Consider the following 16,521-nt stretch of genomic DNA (forward strand, 5'->3'; position numbering starts at 1 on the left):
TCAGCCCTTCGACAGCCACGCGTCGCGCTTGCGATAGATCGTAGAGGGCGCGACCCCCAGTTCCAGCGCAGCGCGCGGGATCGATCCGTCATGCCGGGTGATCGCAGCCTCTATCGCCGCACGTTCGATCTCGGCCAGGGTGCGGTCCGCGAAAGGATCGACCGCCGGGGCGGTGGTGGGCGCGGCACGGCTCGTCGTCGGATCGAATTCCGGCAGCATATGAGCGCGCAGCACCGGCCCGTCATGCATCACGATCGCCGCGCGGATGACGTTCATCAGCTGGCGGACGTTGCCGGGCCACGGCCGGTCCTCCAAGCGGGTGATGGCCTCAGGTTCGATCTCGCTGAAGTCGCGCTGCTCCTCGGAGGCGAACCGCTCCAGCGCCATCCGCGCCAGAGGGCCGATATCCTCGCGGTGCATCCGCAGCGGCGGCATCTCGATCGTGAGCACCATCAGCCGGTAATAGAGGTCCTCACGGAGCACAGCGTTTTGCAGCATGACGCTAGGCGAGCTCTTGGCCGCGCAGACGATCCGCACATTGACATCGACCGGTTGGCTGGCGCCGAGCGGTTTGACTTGGCCGCTCTGCAGGAACCGCAGCAGCTTGATCTGCGCGGTGGGAGAGAGTTCGCAGATATTGTCGAGCAGAAGCGTGCCACCATCGGCGGCGAGGAGAGCGCCGTCCTTGTCCTCCAAAGCGCCCGGGAAGGCTCCGCGGTTATGGCCGAAGAGTTCGCTGTCGACGCGTTCGGCGGCCAGTGCGCCGCAATCGAGCGCAATGAAAGGTCCATCGGCGCGGGGGCTCGTGGCGTGAACCGCCTGGGCGCAAAGCTCCTTCCCGGTGCCGCTCTCGCCCCAGATATAGACAGGCGCGGTCGAGCGGGCGGCAGCTCGGGTCCGGGCGTAGAGCGCCCGCATCTGCGGCGCGTTGCCGACGAAGTCCCCGACCGTCTCCTCGCTGGCGCTCGCGTCGTCGAAGTCCGAACGCAGCGACAGGCTGCGCGCGCTCTCAATGGCGCTTCTGAGGCGAGGTTCGTCGATCGGTTTGACGAGGAAGTCGATCGCGCCCTCCTGCATCGCCCGCACCGCGCGATCGATCGAGCGGTCGGCAGTGACCGCGATGATCGCCGCATAGGGGCGCAGGGCCAGCATTTCGGCGATCAGCGTGTCGCCGTCGCGATCGGGCAGCATCAGGTCCAACAGCACCATGCGGATCGGGTTGTCGCGGAAGATGCGCATCCCTTCCTCGGCGCTTGCCGCGAGATGGGTGATGAAGCCAGCGCTGCGCAGATAGGCGTCGTAGATCGCGCGTAGCGACCCGACATCTTCGATCAATAGAAAATGCTCGGTCTCGGTGTCGACGCTGTTCCGCCCGTTTCGACTGAGGCCGTATTGCGGACTATCCGTCTTGGAGCTGGTATCCCTGTCCGGGGTGGTCGTATCGGAGTCACTAGTTCTCATGCTGTAAATCAGTCTTCGCGTTCAAATTATTTCGGGTGGTGGCTATCAGCCGGTCGATAAAAATGAGGGCGACCCGGCCAAGATCTTGAATATCTTCATAAGTCCCATGTCGGGTTGCACTGTCAAGCGCGCGTGCATGCCGCGAGAGGGGGTGATCACCCGCCACTCCGGCCACCGCACTGAGCTTATGGCTCAGCAATTGCAGGGCGCAGAGGTCGAAAGGGGGCAGTGCGAGCGACAGCCCGTGACGTACCGTCTCGAGATCGGCGATCAGTTCCTGTCCGAGCCCCGCTGGCAATGCCTTCTCGGCCAGACGCAGATGGGCGAGCAAACCGCGCGGCGGCGTAGTTACGCGTGGCACGGTCGTCATGCAACCAGCCTCTTCCAAGGCGCGCAGGATCGGCTGCAGGCCCAGCACCGGCTTGATCAGGCAGGCATCGGCCGCGCCTTTCTCGACGTCGCGATAGCCGCTGCACTGGATGATCGGCAGGTCCGCCCAAGGCAGGCCGGAGCGGCGAATGCTGGCGATCACTTCGGGGCCGCGGCAGCCGGGCATCTCGACATCCAGCACCGCGAGGTCGAAGCGTTCGGCCTTCAGTTGCGCGGCCGCACTGTCGCCACGACGCAGCCCGGTCACCTGCGCGCCCATCGCGCTAAGGAACTGCTCAAGCACGGCGCGGCTCATCTCGCTGTCATCGGCGACGAGCACGTTCCACCCGCTCAGATCGGGCAGGGGGGCATCGCGCACCGTGGAGCCGATATCGACGGGATGGGCCGGGAGCGAGACACGGATTTCGGCCCCGCCTTCGGGCGCGTTGGCGAGGTCTATCTTGCCGCCGGCCTCTGCAACCAGCGCGTGACAGATCGCGAGGCCCAGACCTTGCCCCTCGGGGTTGCGGAACGTGGCGGGCTCGCTGCGCTGCCCGGCACAGGCGGGCGCGCGCAGACGTTCCTCTGGGAAGCCATCGCCCTCGTCGCGCACGGTCAGCAGCAGTCCCTCGGCCGGGTCGAAGTCGAGCGACAGATGGATCGTGCCGCGCTGGGCATAGCATAGCGCGTTGCGCATCAGATTGGCGAAGATGCGGATGAGCGGCACGCGATCGATCGCCAGAACGGGCGGCAGATCGGGGGCCATGTGGATCGCGAGCGACATGCCCCGAACATGGGCCGCGCTTGTCCAGCGGCGGCGCACCCGTTCAAGCGCATCGGCAATGACCAAATGCGGCGGGGCGGGGCTTGAATCGGACGCGTCGGAAAGCTCGCTTGCCGCTTCATGGCTCGACGCGGCGGGCGCAGTTTTCTTCGCTCCGTCCAGATCGAGAAGCTGTGCCAGATCGCTCGCCGCTTCGCGCGCGCGCTCCAATTGTCCATGCGTGCTTTGCCCGCCCGGATCGGCGAGCGCCGCATCCAGACCGCACATCACATCTGCAAGCGCGGCGCGCAGATCGTGCTGCCATAAAGGACCGAGATCGCATCGCAACGATGCGAATGGCTCCTGCGCAGCGGGATCGGGCAACTTTCGGTTCGTCAAAATAACCCCTCGATGGATGGTTCCGGGGTACGGTTCTCAAATTAACCTTCGATAGCATAAACAATAGCATAAAGCCGCACCCATTGTGGATGCGGCTTCTTAACTCGGGCGTAAACTTTTGATGTGGTGCCTATCTGCGTCGCTCAAAATGAGTGCGCTTATGATAAGCTCGGCTTATTTCTTCGGATAGCCAAGCCCCTTAAGCGCCTCGGTGATTTCGTCGAGGATTGCCGGGTCGTCGATCGTCGCGGGCATTTTCCAGTCCTGCCCATCCGCGATCTTCACCATTGTGGCCCGCAAGATCTTGCCCGAGCGGGTCTTCGGCAGGCGGTCCACCACGGTGGCGAGCTTGAAGGCCGCGACCGGGCCGATCTGTTCGCGCACGCGGCTCACGCATTCCTTGACCACCTCGCCATGCGGGCGGTTGCAGCCCGAATTGAGGCACAGGAAGCCCATCGGCGTCTGCCCCTTCAGGTCGTCAGCCACACCGATCACCGCGCATTCGGCGACGTCGCTATGCCCGGCAAGCACCTCTTCCATCGCCCCGGTCGAGAGGCGGTGACCCGCGACGTTGATGACGTCATCGGTGCGCGCCATGATGTAGAGATAGCCGTCCTCGTCGACATAGCCCGCGTCGCCCGTCTCGTAATAGCCGGGGAATTGCTCGAGGTAGCTTTTCTTGAAGCGCGCCTCGGCGTTCCACAGCGTCGGCAGCGTGCCCGGAGGCAGCGGCAGCTTGATCGCGATGGCGCCAAGCTGGCCCGCCTCGACCGGGTGGCCGCCCTCGTCGAGCACCTGAATGTCGTAGCCCGGCATCGGCACCGAGGGGCTGCCTACCTTGGTCGGCAGCTCTTCGATCCCGATCGGGTTCGCGGCGATGGCCCAGCCGGTCTCGGTCTGCCACCAGTGGTCGACCACCGGCACGCCGAGATGTTTCTGCGCCCATTCGACGGTCGCGGGATCGGCCCGCTCGCCTGCGAGGAACAGCGCCTGCAGATCGTGCAGCGCGTAGCGCTTGATCCATTCACCATTCGGGTCTTCGCGCTTGATCGCGCGCAGCGCGGTGGGGGCGGTGAAGAAGCTCTTGATGCGGTTGTTCTGAATGATCCGCCAGAACACGCCCGGATGCGGGGTGCCGATCGGCTTGCCCTCGAACACCACCGTGGTCGCGCCCGCGATCAGCGGGCCGTAGCAGATGTAGGAGTGGCCCACGACCCAGCCGACATCGGACGCCGCCCAGAAGCGGTCGCCCGCCTCGATATTGTAGATGTTTTTCATCGACCATTGCAGCGCGACGAGATGGCCGCCGGTATGGCGCACGACGCCCTTGGGCTGGCCGGTCGTGCCGGAGGTGTAGAGGATGTAGACCGGGTGGTTGCCCTCGACCGGAACGCACTCCGCGGGCTTCACGCCATATTGGAAGCCGTGCCACGAGAAGTCGCGCCCCTCGATCAGCTTCGCCACTTCCTGTTCGCGCTGGAAGATGACGCAGAACTCCGGCTTGTGCTCGGCCTGTTCGATGGCCTCGTCCAGAAGCGGTTTGTAATGCACGGTGCGCCCCGGCTCGAGGCCGCAGCTTGCCGCGATGATCGCTTTGGGGGTGCAGTCGTCGATCCGCACCGCGAGCTCGTGCGCCGCGAAGCCGCCGAACACGACCGAATGGACCGCGCCGATCCGGGCGCAGGCGAGCATCGCTTCCAGCGCCTCGGGGATCATCGGCATGTAGATGATGACGCGGTCGCCCTTTTCGACGCCGCGCATCTTCAGCGCGCCGGCGAGCGAGGCCACACGGGTCTGCAGTTCCTTGTAGGTGATGCCCTTGGTCGAGTGGGTGATCGGGCTTTCATGCATGATCGCGATCTGATCGCCGCGCCCTTGCTCGACATGGCGGTCGACCGCGTTCCAGCAGGTGTTGACCATCCCGTCCGAGAACCACTCGTAGAGCGGGGCGTTTCCGTCAAACAGGGCCTTCGAGGGCTTCTCGTCCCAGTCGATCTTCTCGGCGGCGTCCATCCAGAATTTCTCGGGATCGGCCTGCCAGGCGGAATAGACCTCTTTGTAGCCCATGCGAACATCTCCTCCTCAGGAATTTGGAGATGTGTTACGAAGCGCAACGCGTTGGCGCAAGAATGTTACCGCGCACAATAGGGTGCGACGCGAAAAAATTTGCAGAAAGCGCGAAAAAACGCCCGCAAACTTTTGCAAACTGCGGGCGAGTATTCAGCTTCTTTGCAGCCCGGGAGGGGTTTGCAAATTTCGCAGGTGCACGCGACTCAGCTGTAGTGTGCGACCGGCGTGCCCGCGATGGCTGACATGTTCAGCAACCCGCGCGAAGTGATCGAGGGCGTCACGATATGCGCCTTGTTGCCCATCCCCATCAGGATCGGCCCGACTTCGAGGCCGCCTGCTTTCATCTTGAGAATGTTGCGCACGCCCGAGGCCGCGTCGGTATTGGCGAAGACCAGCACGTTCGCCGCCCCCTCGAAGCGCGAATTCGGCATCAGCCGGGCGCGGGTCTCGGGATCGAGGGCCGCATCGACATGCATCTCGCCCTCGAAGTCGAAATTGACCTCACGCTGGATCAGCAGGTTCATCGCGGCGCGCATCCGCTCGCCCGAGTCGCTGTCGAGATTGCCGAACTGGCTATGCGAGCACAGCGCGATCTTCGGCTTCAGGCCGAAGCGCGAGACGTGGCGCGCGGCGCCGCAGACCGTCTCCATGATCTGCTCGGGCGTGGGCGCGTGATGGACATGGGTGTCGGCCACGAAAAGCGGGCCGTCTTCGAGGATCATCAGGCTCAGCGCGCCTTGGGCATGCAGCCCGTCGCGGGCGAGGATTTCGCGCACGTATTTCAGGTGCCAGAGATATTGCCCGAACGTGCCGCAGATCATCGAATCCGCTTCCTCGCGATGGACCATGACCCCGGCGATGGCGGTGGAGTTGGTGCGCATGATCGCGCGCGCCAGATCGGGGGTGACGCCGCGCCGGGCCATCAGCTCGTGATAGGTGCCCCAGTAGTCGCGATAGCGCGGGTCGTTTTCCGGGTTCACGATCTCGACCGCGCCCAGATCGAGCGGCAGCCCCGCCCGTTCGCAGCGCATCTCGATCACGTCGGGACGACCGATCAGGATCGGCGTGTCGGTGGTCTCTTCGATCATCGCGTTGGCGGCGCGCAGCACGCGCTCATCCTCGCCCTCGGCGAAGACGATACGACGTCTTGCGGTCGCGGCGGCATCGAAGACCGGGCGCATCAGCAGCGCGGATTTGAACACTGAGCCGTCGAGCTGAACCTTGTAGCTGTCGAGATTTTCCAGCGGGCGGGTCGCCACGCCGGTCTCCATCGCGGCTTTCGCCACGGCAGAGGCGACGATGCCGATCAGCCGCGGATCGAAGGGCTTCGGGATCAGGTAATCCGCCCCGAAGGTGAGCTTCTCGCCGCGATAGGCGGCAGCGGCCTCGGCGGAGGTCGTTTGCCGCGCGAGCTTGGCGATCCCCTCGACGCAGGCGATCTGCATCTCGTCATTGATCGTGGTCGCGCCCACGTCCAGTGCGCCCCGGAAGATGAAGGGGAAGCACAGCACGTTGTTGACCTGGTTCGGGAAATCGCTGCGCCCGGTCGCGATGATCGCATCGGGTGCGACCTCGCGGGCCACGTCGGGCAGGATTTCCGGGTTCGGGTTCGCCAGCGCGAAGATGATCGGCTGCTTGGCCATCTTCTGCACCATCTCGGGCTTCAGCACGCCGGGGCCGGAGAGGCCGAGGAACATATCCGCGCCCTCGATCACCTCGTCGAGCGTGCGAAGATCGCTGTCCTGCGCATAGTCCGCCTTTTGCGGCGTCATGTCAGCTTCGCGGCCCTTGTAGACCAGCCCTTCGATGTCGCAGAGCCAGACATTCTCGCGCTTCACGCCCAGCTTCAGCAGCATGTTGAGGCAGGCGATGCCCGCCGCGCCGCCGCCGGTCGAGACGATCTTGATGTCCTCGAAGTTTTTCTTCGCGATGCGCAGCGCGTTGGTCGCTGCGGCCCCCACCACGATCGCAGTGCCGTGCTGGTCGTCGTGGAAGACCGGGATATTCATCTTCTCGCGGCAGATTTTCTCCACGATGAAGCAGTCGGGGGCCTTGATGTCTTCGAGGTTGATCGCGCCGAAGGAGGGCTCGAGCGCGCAGACGATCTCAGCGAGCTTCTCGGGGTCGTTCTCGGCGACTTCGATATCGAAACAGTCGATATCGGCGAATTTCTTGAACAGAACCGCCTTGCCTTCCATCACCGGCTTCGCGGCGAGCGGGCCGATATTGCCAAGGCCCAGCACGGCCGAGCCGTTGGTGACGACGGCGACCAGATTGCCCCGCGCGGTGTAGTCGCGTGCGGTGTCGGGATCTTCCTTGATCGCAAGGCTGGCCTCCGCCACGCCGGGGGAATAGGCGCGGGCCAGATCGCGCCCGTTGGCGAGCGGCTTCGTCGCGCGGATTTCCAGTTTTCCGGGTTTCGGCTTGGCGTGATAGTCCAGTGCCGACTGACGCAGGTTGTCCTGACGCAGCTCTTCCATGAGATCCTCCCGAAACTGGTTTAGCGCTAAACTAATTTTTCGCGCGCGACTCTCCCGTCGTTCTAGATAGCACGAAGGGGGTGATTGCAACCCCTCCGAATTACGTTGCGGCATGAACTCCACGCGAGGCGGCGGGGTGGCGCGAGGTGAGCGCTTGCATCCGACGCAGGCGCGGCGCAGGATCGGGAGAACTCAACCGGCTGGACAAATTTTACGCTCCGGCCATGGCCCGGAGACCGCCGATGTCGTTGCTCGATTCTGCCCGTCAGGTGCGTGAAAACGCCTATGCGCCCTATTCGAAATTCAAGGTCGGTGCGGCGGTGCGCGGGGCGTCCGGCACCATCTATAGCGGCGTGAATGTCGAAAACGTGGCCTATCCCGAAGGCACCTGTGCCGAGGCTGGCGCGATCGCCGCGATGGTGGCGGCAGGCGAGACCGAGATCACCGAGGTCGCCGTGATCGCCGACAGCCCGACACCCGTGCCGCCCTGTGGCGGCTGCCGTCAGAAGCTGGCGGAATTCGCGCGCCACGACACGCCGGTGACACTGGCCACGACCGAGGGCGAGCGGCTCGACACGACGGTGGGCGATCTGCTGCCCGGTCGCTTCGACATGAGCCATATGGAAAACACCTGATGGACGCCCGCAGCATTATCCAATCGGTGCGCGACGGCAAAAGCCTGAGCGCAGATCAAGCCCAATGGTTCGCGCGCGGTCTGGCCGATGGCTCGGTCTCGGACGCGCAGGCGGGGGCCTTCGCGATGGCCGTTCTGCTTAAAGGCATCGGCACCGAGGGGCGCGTCGCGCTGACGCAAGCGATGCGCGATTCCGGCGAGGTTCTGCGCTGGGACATGCCCGGCCCGGTCATCGACAAACATTCGACCGGCGGGGTGGGGGATTCCGTCTCGCTGCTGCTTGCGCCCGCGCTGGCAGCCTGTGGCTGCTACGTTCCGATGATCTCGGGGCGGGGTCTGGGCCATACCGGCGGCACGCTCGACAAGATGGAAGCGATCCCCGGCTATGATGCCACCCCCGGCATCGGCGCTTTGCGCAAGGTGGTGGGCGAGGTCGGCTGCGCCATCGTCGGTGCGACGGGCGAGATTGCCCCCGCCGACAAGCGGCTCTACGGGATTCGCGACATCTCCGGCACGGTTGAGAGCATCGATCTGATCACCGCGTCTATCCTGTCGAAGAAGCTCGCCGCCGGGCTGGAAGGGCTGATCCTCGACGTGAAGGTCGGCTCGGGCGCGTTCATGGCGCGGCCCGAGGATGCGAAGGCGCTCGCGCAGAGCCTTGTCGCCACCGCGAACGGTGCGGGCTGCAAGACCTCGGCGCTGATCACCGACATGGACCAGCCGCTGGGCCATTCGGCGGGCAATGCGTTGGAAGTGATCGAAGTGATGGAGACGCTGACCGGCACTGGCGTGAACGAGGCACTGTGGGACGTGACCGCGGCGCTGGGCGGCGAGGCGCTGGTGCTCGCGGGGTTGGCCAAGGACGCGGTCGAGGGCACGGCACGGATCGACGAGGTGCTCAGCAACGGGCGCGCGGTCGAGGTGTTCGGCAAGATGATCGCAGCTTTGGGCGGCCCGAGCGATTTCGTCGAACGCTTCCCCGACCGTCTGCCGTCGGCCCCGGTGATCCGGGCGGTGGAGGCCCCGCGTGCGGGCTTCGTCAGCCGCATCGACACCCGCGCGGTGGGCGAGGCGGTGGTGCATCTGGGCGGCGGCCGTCTGGTCGGCACCGACAAGATCAACCCCTCGGTCGGTCTGTGGGAGATCGTGGCTCTGGGCGAGAACATGGCCGCGGGCGAGCCGCTGGTGACGATCCATGCCGCGAATGACCGCGACGCCGATGCCGCCGAAGCCGCCCTGCTGGCCGCGATCGAATTGAGCGACGAGGCCCCCGAAGAGCCGCCCCTGATCCACGAACGGATCGGCCCGGAGGATGTGCAATGAGCCGTGCCTTTCTGATCGTGATGGACAGCGTCGGGATCGGCGGCGCGCCCGATGCGGATCGTTTCTTCAACGACGGCGCGCCGGATACGGGCGCGAATACCGTGGGGCATATCGCGCAGGCCTGTGCGGATGGGCGCGCTGAGGAAGGCCGTTCCGGTCCGCTGAATATGCCGACGCTGGCCGGTCTGGGTCTGGGCGCGGGCGTGAAGCTCGCCTCGGGCGAGGAGGCGCCGGGGCTGATGGTCGAACCTGTCGGGCTCTGGGGCGCGGCCACCGAGATCTCTCCCGGCAAGGACACGCCCTCGGGGCACTGGGAGCTGGCCGGTGTGCCGGTGCCGTGGGAATGGCATTATTTCCCCGATCAGAAGAACAGCTTCCCGCCCGATCTGGTCGCCAAAGCCTGCGAAATCGCGGGCACGGACGGCATTCTGGGCAATTGCCACGCCTCGGGCACCAATATCATCGAAGACTTGGGCGACGAGCATATCCGCACCGGCTGGCCGATCTGCTACACCTCCGCCGATAGCGTGTTCCAGATCGCAGCCCATGAGGAGCATTTCGGCCTCGACCGCCTTCTGAAGCTCTGCGAGGGACTCGCGCCGACGCTGCATGCGATGAAGGTGGGGCGCGTGATCGCGCGGCCGTTCATCGGCGAGAACGGGCAGTTCACCCGCACGCCGAACCGCCGCGACTATGCAATCCCGGCACCGTCGCCGACGCTGCTGGACTGGGCCTATGATGCGGGCCGCGTGACCCATGCGATCGGCAAGATCGGGGATATTTTCTCGCATCGCGGCATCACCCATCTGCACAAGGGCAAGGGCGATGCCGATCTGGCCGATCACCTGATCCGGCTGGCGGATGAGGCCGAGGACGGCTCGCTCACCTTCGCCAATTTCGTGGAATTCGACAGCCTCTACGGCCATCGGCGCGACATCTCGGGCTATGCCCGCGCGCTGGAATGGTTCGATACGGTGGCGGCGAAATTTCTCGACCGTCTGCAACCGGGCGATCTGGCGATCTTCACCGCCGATCACGGCAACGATCCAAGCTGGCGCGGCACCGATCACACCCGCGAACGCGTGCCGGTTCTGGGCGCGGGCCCCGGTATCGGGTCGCGCAGCGTGGGCAATGTGGGCTATGTGGATCTCGCGGCTTCGCTCGCCACGCATCTGAACATTCCGGCGCAAGGGCCGGGCAAAAGCTTTCTGTGAGGGACAACACAATGAGTGACCATCTGACCGTCGTCAAACATCCGCTGGTGCAGCACAAACTGACCCTGATGCGCGAGAAGGACACGTCGACCGCGTCCTTCCGTCGTCTGCTGCGCGAGATCAGCCTGCTGCTGGCCTATGAGATCACCTCGGAGCTTGAACTGACCTCGAAGAATATCGAGACGCCGCTTCAGGAGATGGACGCGCCGATCCTCGCAGGCAAGAAACTCGCGCTGGTCTCGATCCTGCGGGCGGGCAACGGTCTGCTGGATGGCGTGCTGGAGCTGATCCCGGCGGCGCGCGTGGGCTTCGTCGGCCTCTACCGCGACCCCGAGACGCTGAAGCCGGTCGAATACTATTGCAAGCTGCCGAGCGAGCTCGAAGATCGTCTGACCATCGTGGTCGATCCGATGCTGGCCACCGGCAATTCCTCGGTCGCGGCAATCGACCTGATCAAGGAAAAGGGCGCGAAGAATATCCGCTTCATGTGCCTGTTGGCTGCCCCCGAAGGCGTCGCGCGCATGAAAGAGGCGCATCCGGATGTGCCGATCGTGACTGCAGCCCTTGATGAGCGGCTCGACGATCACGCCTATATCGTGCCGGGTCTGGGCGATGCGGGCGACCGGATGTTCGGCACGAAGTAAGGCCAACACCCTTTACTCAAAGGCAAACCCGTCTATCCTCCCCTTGGAAACATCAGGGGGTGGATATGCGACTGAAAGCAGGAGCGGCGGCCGGTCTGGGCGCGATTCTCACGCTGGGGCTGGGAGGCTTCGCATCGGAGTCGCAGGCGCAGCAATATGTGCCCGCCGAAATGCCCCCGGCGAGCTATACCGATCCGCAATATGTCGACAGTCAGGGCTGCGTGTTCGTGCGCGCGGATTATGGCGGGGCCGTGCGCTGGGTGCCGCAGATGAATAGCGACCGCGGTATCGTCTGCGGCCATACGCCCAGCTTGGCGGCTACCGTGCCGGTTGCGTCGGTAACCGTGGCTCCGAACCCTGCGTCCCGGGCCACTGCCGCGATGCGCACGCCCTATTCGCCGACCCCGACCTCTCCACCTGTGCCGCGCGATCCGTCGCGCGTGTCTCACAGCGTGAGCGTCGGTGGGCTTGCCCCGGTGGTGACCCGCGCGCCCAAGCCGCAGAACGGCTGGACGAATGCCTTCGACGACGGGCGGCTGAACCCCTATCGCGGTCCGCGCACTGTCCAGGGCAACGCACAGATGCGCGCGCGCTGGACCGAGGAGACGCCGATGCAGCTTCGCCCCACCGCGACGCCGGATCAGGTCTATGTCGAGGGTTCTCATCCGCCGGTGCCGAAGTCCCGGATCGTGGTGGTTCCGACCGTCACCGTGTCGAGCAAATCGGTCGCGCCGGTCGGCTCGAACGGCAAGCAATATGTGCAGGTCGGCAGCTTCGGCAATGTCGCGAATGTCGCCGCTGCAACGAAGCGTCTGCAGGCGCTGGGACTGCCGGTCGCGACCTCCAAGACGCAGGAGCTGACGGTGGTCTATGCCGGGCCGTTTTACGATACCGCGAAGCTGAAGTCGGCGCTGGCCTCGGCGCGGCGGGCGGGCTTCCCGGATGCGCTCGTGCGCTGACGCGGCGTGAAATTTCGGGAGAGATCAAACGGCCCTTCGGGGCCGTTTTTCATTGCGCCGAGCAGATGTCCTGCAGCGCCACCCATTGCGCATCTTCCAGAACCGGCTTCGGCGCAGGCTGGCCCTTGAACGGGTCGGCCTCGACCAGGCCCAGCACCGACTCTCCGGTCGGGTCGAGCGCGTAGGCATAGGGCGTCGCGCTGACCCCGGCGTCGCGGAAGGCGCGCAGCAGCGTGTCGCCATCGGCCCGCGCCGGGGGGTGCTGCAGCAGGTCCTGCGCATATTCGGCAAGCCCGCTCTCGGGCAGGTCGCCCGTCGTCAGCAGCCGCAGCGCTGCCGCGGGGCCCAGACGGTCGAGCATCCGATGCAACGGGCGCCCTCCGGCGGCGCTGTTCTGCGCGGCGATGATGTAGCCCGCGACGACCTCGGGCGTGTCGGGCCCGTCGATCGTGTCGCGTCCGACGACCGTCATCCCGCCCGGCAGCAGCCGCGCCCCTTCGAGCGCCTGCGGCAGGACCGCGATGACCGATTGTCCGGGCAGCCGCTCCGCCAGCGCGGAGAGGGCGCGATCGCCGCCGGGGCTGTGACAGGCCGAGCCGGTCATCTTCACCATCTCGGAGAGCAGCTTGCGGCCGATCTCGACGCGTTTGGCCTGGGGGGCGACGCGCGCGGCATGATCGACCAGCGCCGAGGGCAGCCAGAACAGCGCCACGGCGCCGACTGCCAGCAGCACCGCCCCGATGAGCACACCGCGCAGCCGCCCCGGGTGCGGGCGCTTTGCCGCGATGATCGCATGGACCTTCTCGATCGCGGCGATCATCGTCTCGTCTTCGATCTCGAGCTCTTCGCCCGGCTCCTCGGAAGGGGCGAAGATCGCGGGGCGTTTGCCGGGATTGCGGCGATGCATGGCAGGCAGCGACCAATGCGCGAGCGCCGTGCCGGAGCGCGCCTCCGACAGCACAAGCGTCGCGTCGCCCAGCGAGAGGATCACCTCGCGGCGCTGCGCGTCCGCATCGGGACGCCATATACCGATCGCCTCGAGGCGTTCATATTCGGAGAGGGCGGTCATGCGGGCCCGTTTCTGCTCTTGTTTGTCAAGAGGATAGCCGATCCTGCCGGGGGGTCAATCAAACAGCCCTGCCTGTAACGTAAACCGCCCCGCGCGGAAAGCCGAGCGGGGCGAGATGGGTCGCGATTCAGATTTAAGCGCGCGGAAAGCGAAGGGCCGCCCGCGCGATCGTCCGTCAGGGCCGCAGATAGGCGTAGCCATCACGTTGCAGGTCGACGAGATAGGCCGCGCCGGAGGGAACGATTTCCGCCTCTTCGACCATCGGAGGCTCCTTCCCGAGCTTCTTGGTCATCGCCGCGAGCGTATTGGCGCAGGCGCGGAAATGGATCGGCTGACCCAGCATCGCCATTTCCTCGACGCGGGCTTTCACCGGCGAGGTGTCGGCGCGCAGCATGTTGAGCCCCGGCCCGTAGGTGACCATTTCGATCTGGACCTCTTCGCCTTTGTCTTTGTAATATTTGATCATGTTGAGCGCGTTGTTCAGCGCCATGTTCATCACTTGCGGATCGGCGCTGTTGACCTGAATGGCGATTTTCTCATTCGCCATAGCGGGCAATGCCCAAACCATCGCCGCGAGCGCAAGCCCGAGGCGGAGTCCTCCCTTTACCATCGTGATCTCCCTTTCACTTCATGGACGACCAGCGTCAACGTGCCGCACCTGAAAAGCAAGTGGTTGCACGGACTGCTCCCGAAATTTCACGGCCTCGTGATGCGAGGGGGCGCTTCTTGGCTGAAGAACAGACGCCCGTGATGCCTGCGCGGGGCGATTGACCGCGCGCAGGCGAGTGTCTATCTGCTGCCTTGCGCGGATGGCTGGATGGCCGCGAGTTCCCGTAGCCCCGTGAATGCGGGTAGCCGGGGGCCCGAGGAAAGTCCGGACTCCATGAAGCAACGGTGCCGGGTAACGCCCGGGCGGGGAAACCCGACGGAAAGCGCCACAGAAAACAAACCGCCTCGGTTTCGGCCGGGGTCAGGGTGAAACGGTGGGGTAAGAGCCCACCGCGGGACTGGTAACAGGACCGGCACGGCAAGCCCCACCGGGAGCAACGCCGAATAGGGATCGCGCGCTGCGCCGCTTGCGGTGACGGCAGGGGAGCTTCGCCCCGAGCGGTCCGGGTTGGCAGCTAGACCCTGTGAGCAATCGCAGGGCGAGAGGAATGGTCATCCATGGGGGTGCAAGCCCCCGGGACAAAATCCGGCTTACAGGCCATCCGCGCAAATTCCTCTTTCGCTTCAAGATCGAGGGCAAGGAACAAGCCCCCGCCCGCACGGGTTCCCGCCACTGCGGCACAGTGAGCGCGCATTGAAGCACAGGCCTCTCCATGATCGTGACTTGCGTTTCGCATCGAATTGGCCACGCTCGACGCAAAGGCGCAAACAGCCGAGACCAACTAGGGGAGAGAGATTGCCATGGGCTATACGATCGACAAGGTGATGACCGGGGCATTCGACGAGGTCGAGGCGAAAGTGCGCGAGGCGCTGGCCGAGGCGGGCTTCGGCGTGCTGACCGAGATCAATGTGTCCGCCACGATGAAGGCCAAGCTCGACAAGGACATGCCGCGCTACAAGATCCTCGGCGCCTGCAACCCGAAGCTTGCCTATGAGGCGATCGGTGTCGCGCCGCGGATCGGGGCGATGCTGCCCTGTAACGTGGTGCTGCGCGAGGTGGAGGACGGGATCGAAGTCTGCGCCGTCGATCCCGTGGCCTCGATGCTTGCGGTCGAGAATGACGACCTCACCGAAGTCGCGAGCCAGGTGCGCCAGATGCTCGCCGATGTGGTGGCCAAGCTGTAAATTGCGTGAGTTTTTTCTAGCCAAGCGCGTCCCTGCGCGCGAAGCTGTCGCAACAGGAATCCGCATTTCGGGGGAATGATATGAGCTTCGTGAAGACATTGGCCACGCTCGCGGTAGGCTTCGCCGCCGCCAAGGGCGTGGAGCGTTTCAACAAGATGGGCGGCCTCGACGGCATGAAGGACGCGCTCGGCAAAGCGGGCGAGCCCGGCGGTATGGGCGACCAGATGGGCGAGTGGGCCGAGAGGATGGGCATGCCCGGCGGCAAGGAGACCGTGCGCGGTCTCTTCGGCCAGTTCGGCTCTCAGGCAGCCTCCGCGACGGCGGCGACCGAGGCGGGGCTTGGCGCGCTGATTGGCGCCATGACCGGCGCTGCGAAAACGGGTGCGGGCAATATCTCGGAGATGCTTGGCGCCGTGACCTCCGGCACGCCGGTCAACGCGATGATGGAAGATCAGGCCAAGCTGATGATCCGCGCGATGATCCAGGCCTCGAAGGCCGATGGCGAGATCGACGAGACCGAGCGCCAGACCATCCTCGATCACCTGTCCGACGCCTCCGACGAAGAGATCGCCTTCGTGAAATCCGAACTCGACGGTCCGATCGACATCACCGCTCTGGCCAATGCCACCTCGGATCACATGAAGTCGCAGGTCTATTCGTCTGCGCTTCTGCCGATCACCGTCGATACCGAGGCGGAGAAACAATATCTGGCGAATCTGGCCGCGGCGCTGGGCCTCGAGACGGAGAAAGTCGCCCAGATTCACGAGACGATGGGCAAGCCGCTGATCTGAGCGGAAAGGGCGTCACCGCTTTCTGAGCCGCGGGCGAAGAATTTTCAGCCTGCGGCCCGGTTTGCCGGTTGACTCCGCATCGCGCATCGCTAAAAGGCGGGCTTCAAGGATTCCGCGGGTGCGTAGTTTTTTCGATGCCCGGAGCTAGGAGATAAACAATGGCGAAGCCGACGACGATCAAGATCCGTCTGAACTCGACGGCGGGCACCGGGCACTTCTATGTGACCAAGAAGAACGCCCGCACCATGACCGAAAAAATGACCGTGAACAAATACGATCCGGTCGTGCGCAAGCACGTCGAATACAAGGAAGGCAAGATCAAGTAAGATCGCCTGACCTTGACGGTTAGAAGGCCGTGCCTCCGGGCACGGCCTTTTTCTTTGTCGGTTGTGAGGCCCCTATGCCCGGATCAGCCGCGAAGCGGCCCGGGCCGCGCCCGACCTCCCCCGGGGAGGGCGCATTGGCGATGTCGTCGCGGGTATAGGTGTCCTGCGGGCTTGCGAGATTAAGCACCCAGCCACAGGCGGAGCAAAGCGCCCACCCGAGGTCGG

Annotated in this window: 14 protein-coding genes and 1 other RNA gene; 9 read left to right on the plus strand and 6 right to left on the minus strand. The window is 65.0% G+C overall.

Translation table 11 applies throughout. From position 1 onward, the window contains the following. From BMI89_RS03140 to BMI89_RS03155, 4 genes are all read right to left on the minus strand, one after another. On the minus strand, positions 1-1,461 hold the full coding sequence (locus BMI89_RS03140; protein ID WP_078569813.1) for a sigma-54 dependent transcriptional regulator: 1,461 nt from the start codon (positions 1,459-1,461) through the stop codon (positions 1-3). Then, entirely contained in the window at positions 1,451-2,941 is a 1,491-nt protein-coding gene (locus tag BMI89_RS03145; RefSeq protein WP_078569814.1) for an ATP-binding protein, read from the minus strand. The genes BMI89_RS03140 and BMI89_RS03145 overlap by 11 nt, the downstream gene beginning before the upstream one ends. Positions 2,942-3,166: 225 nt before the next feature. Then, the gene (locus tag BMI89_RS03150) at positions 3,167-5,059 is read right to left on the minus strand and encodes a propionyl-CoA synthetase (RefSeq protein WP_078569815.1); all 1,893 of its coding nucleotides are present in this window, start codon (positions 5,057-5,059) and stop codon (positions 3,167-3,169) included. Between the two features lie 206 nt (positions 5,060-5,265). Continuing rightward, the gene (locus tag BMI89_RS03155; protein WP_078569816.1) at positions 5,266-7,542 is read right to left on the minus strand and encodes an NADP-dependent malic enzyme; all 2,277 of its coding nucleotides are present in this window, start codon (positions 7,540-7,542) and stop codon (positions 5,266-5,268) included. A gap of 242 nt (positions 7,543-7,784) precedes the next feature. Here BMI89_RS03155 and BMI89_RS03160 point away from each other — a divergent pair, with 242 nt between their 5' ends. The 5 genes from BMI89_RS03160 to BMI89_RS03180 all read left to right on the plus strand — a co-directional run bounded on the left by BMI89_RS03160 (position 7,785) and on the right by BMI89_RS03180 (position 12,316). Then, positions 7,785-8,177 carry a cytidine deaminase gene (locus BMI89_RS03160; RefSeq protein WP_075773944.1) on the plus strand — a complete coding sequence of 131 codons (393 nt, stop codon included), beginning with the start codon at positions 7,785-7,787 and terminating at the stop codon, positions 8,175-8,177. Then, entirely contained in the window at positions 8,177-9,499 is a 1,323-nt protein-coding gene (locus BMI89_RS03165; protein WP_078569817.1) for a thymidine phosphorylase, read from the plus strand. The genes BMI89_RS03160 and BMI89_RS03165 overlap by 1 nt, the downstream gene beginning before the upstream one ends. Next, positions 9,496-10,713 (plus strand): phosphopentomutase, encoded by a 1,218-nt coding sequence (locus BMI89_RS03170; RefSeq protein WP_078569818.1) that lies wholly within the window; start codon positions 9,496-9,498, stop codon positions 10,711-10,713. The genes BMI89_RS03165 and BMI89_RS03170 overlap by 4 nt, the downstream gene beginning before the upstream one ends. Positions 10,714-10,724: 11 nt before the next feature. Next, positions 10,725-11,357, plus strand: a complete 633-nt coding sequence (gene upp, locus BMI89_RS03175) for a uracil phosphoribosyltransferase (protein ID WP_078522510.1) — start codon at positions 10,725-10,727, stop codon at positions 11,355-11,357. A 65-nt stretch (positions 11,358-11,422) separates the two neighbouring features. Further along, positions 11,423-12,316, plus strand: coding sequence for an SPOR domain-containing protein (locus BMI89_RS03180; RefSeq protein WP_078569819.1), 894 nt, complete (start codon positions 11,423-11,425; stop codon positions 12,314-12,316). 49 nt (positions 12,317-12,365) lie between these two features. On the opposite strand, the gene BMI89_RS03185 is transcribed toward BMI89_RS03180, so the two are convergent. Then, entirely contained in the window at positions 12,366-13,385 is a 1,020-nt protein-coding gene (locus BMI89_RS03185) for a hypothetical protein (protein WP_078569820.1), read from the minus strand. 175 nt (positions 13,386-13,560) lie between these two features. Beyond that, a complete protein-coding gene (locus BMI89_RS03190; protein ID WP_078542219.1) occupies positions 13,561-13,995 on the minus strand; it encodes a DsrE family protein in 435 nt (144 codons plus the stop codon). A gap of 195 nt (positions 13,996-14,190) precedes the next feature. Between BMI89_RS03190 and rnpB the strand changes: the two genes are divergently transcribed. The 4 genes from rnpB to rpmG all read left to right on the plus strand — a co-directional run bounded on the left by rnpB (position 14,191) and on the right by rpmG (position 16,296). Then, positions 14,191-14,604, plus strand: an RNA gene (gene rnpB / locus BMI89_RS03195) — RNase P RNA component class A. Positions 14,605-14,795: 191 nt separating this feature from the next. Further along, positions 14,796-15,179 carry a DUF302 domain-containing protein gene (locus BMI89_RS03200; RefSeq protein ID WP_078548995.1) on the plus strand — a complete coding sequence of 128 codons (384 nt, stop codon included), beginning with the start codon at positions 14,796-14,798 and terminating at the stop codon, positions 15,177-15,179. 80 nt (positions 15,180-15,259) lie between these two features. Next, a complete protein-coding gene (locus BMI89_RS03205; RefSeq protein ID WP_078569821.1) occupies positions 15,260-15,970 on the plus strand; it encodes a tellurite resistance TerB family protein in 711 nt (236 codons plus the stop codon). A gap of 158 nt (positions 15,971-16,128) precedes the next feature. Continuing rightward, positions 16,129-16,296: a 50S ribosomal protein L33 gene (gene rpmG, locus BMI89_RS03210; protein ID WP_011750518.1), complete on the plus strand. Its 168-nt coding sequence runs from the start codon at positions 16,129-16,131 to the stop codon at positions 16,294-16,296. The last annotated feature ends 225 nt before the right edge of the window (positions 16,297-16,521 follow it).

Origin of the sequence: Thioclava sp. F36-7, from assembly GCF_002020075.1 — a bacterium.
In the GTDB taxonomy this organism is placed as follows: domain Bacteria; phylum Pseudomonadota; class Alphaproteobacteria; order Rhodobacterales; family Rhodobacteraceae; genus Thioclava; species Thioclava sediminum.

Excerpts from the sequence above, each read along its gene's own strand:
- BMI89_RS03190 (WP_078542219.1), bottom strand. The coding sequence starts at position 13,995 with ATGGTAAAGGGAGGACTCCGCCTCGGGCTTGCGCTCGCGGCGATGGTT.
- rpmG (WP_011750518.1), top strand. The coding sequence starts at position 16,129 with ATGGCGAAGCCGACGACGATCAAGATCCGTCTGAACTCGACGGCGGGC.
- upp (WP_078522510.1), top strand. The coding sequence starts at position 10,725 with ATGAGTGACCATCTGACCGTCGTCAAACATCCGCTGGTGCAGCACAAA.
- BMI89_RS03200 (WP_078548995.1), top strand. The coding sequence starts at position 14,796 with ATGGGCTATACGATCGACAAGGTGATGACCGGGGCATTCGACGAGGTC.
- BMI89_RS03150 (WP_078569815.1), bottom strand. The coding sequence starts at position 5,059 with ATGGGCTACAAAGAGGTCTATTCCGCCTGGCAGGCCGATCCCGAGAAA.
- BMI89_RS03205 (WP_078569821.1), top strand. The coding sequence starts at position 15,260 with ATGAGCTTCGTGAAGACATTGGCCACGCTCGCGGTAGGCTTCGCCGCC.
- BMI89_RS03185 (WP_078569820.1), bottom strand. The coding sequence starts at position 13,385 with ATGACCGCCCTCTCCGAATATGAACGCCTCGAGGCGATCGGTATATGG.
- BMI89_RS03165 (WP_078569817.1), top strand. The coding sequence starts at position 8,177 with ATGGACGCCCGCAGCATTATCCAATCGGTGCGCGACGGCAAAAGCCTG.
- BMI89_RS03140 (WP_078569813.1), bottom strand. The coding sequence starts at position 1,461 with ATGAGAACTAGTGACTCCGATACGACCACCCCGGACAGGGATACCAGC.
- BMI89_RS03155 (WP_078569816.1), bottom strand. The coding sequence starts at position 7,542 with ATGGAAGAGCTGCGTCAGGACAACCTGCGTCAGTCGGCACTGGACTAT.
- BMI89_RS03160 (WP_075773944.1), top strand. The coding sequence starts at position 7,785 with ATGTCGTTGCTCGATTCTGCCCGTCAGGTGCGTGAAAACGCCTATGCG.
- BMI89_RS03180 (WP_078569819.1), top strand. The coding sequence starts at position 11,423 with ATGCGACTGAAAGCAGGAGCGGCGGCCGGTCTGGGCGCGATTCTCACG.
- BMI89_RS03170 (WP_078569818.1), top strand. The coding sequence starts at position 9,496 with ATGAGCCGTGCCTTTCTGATCGTGATGGACAGCGTCGGGATCGGCGGC.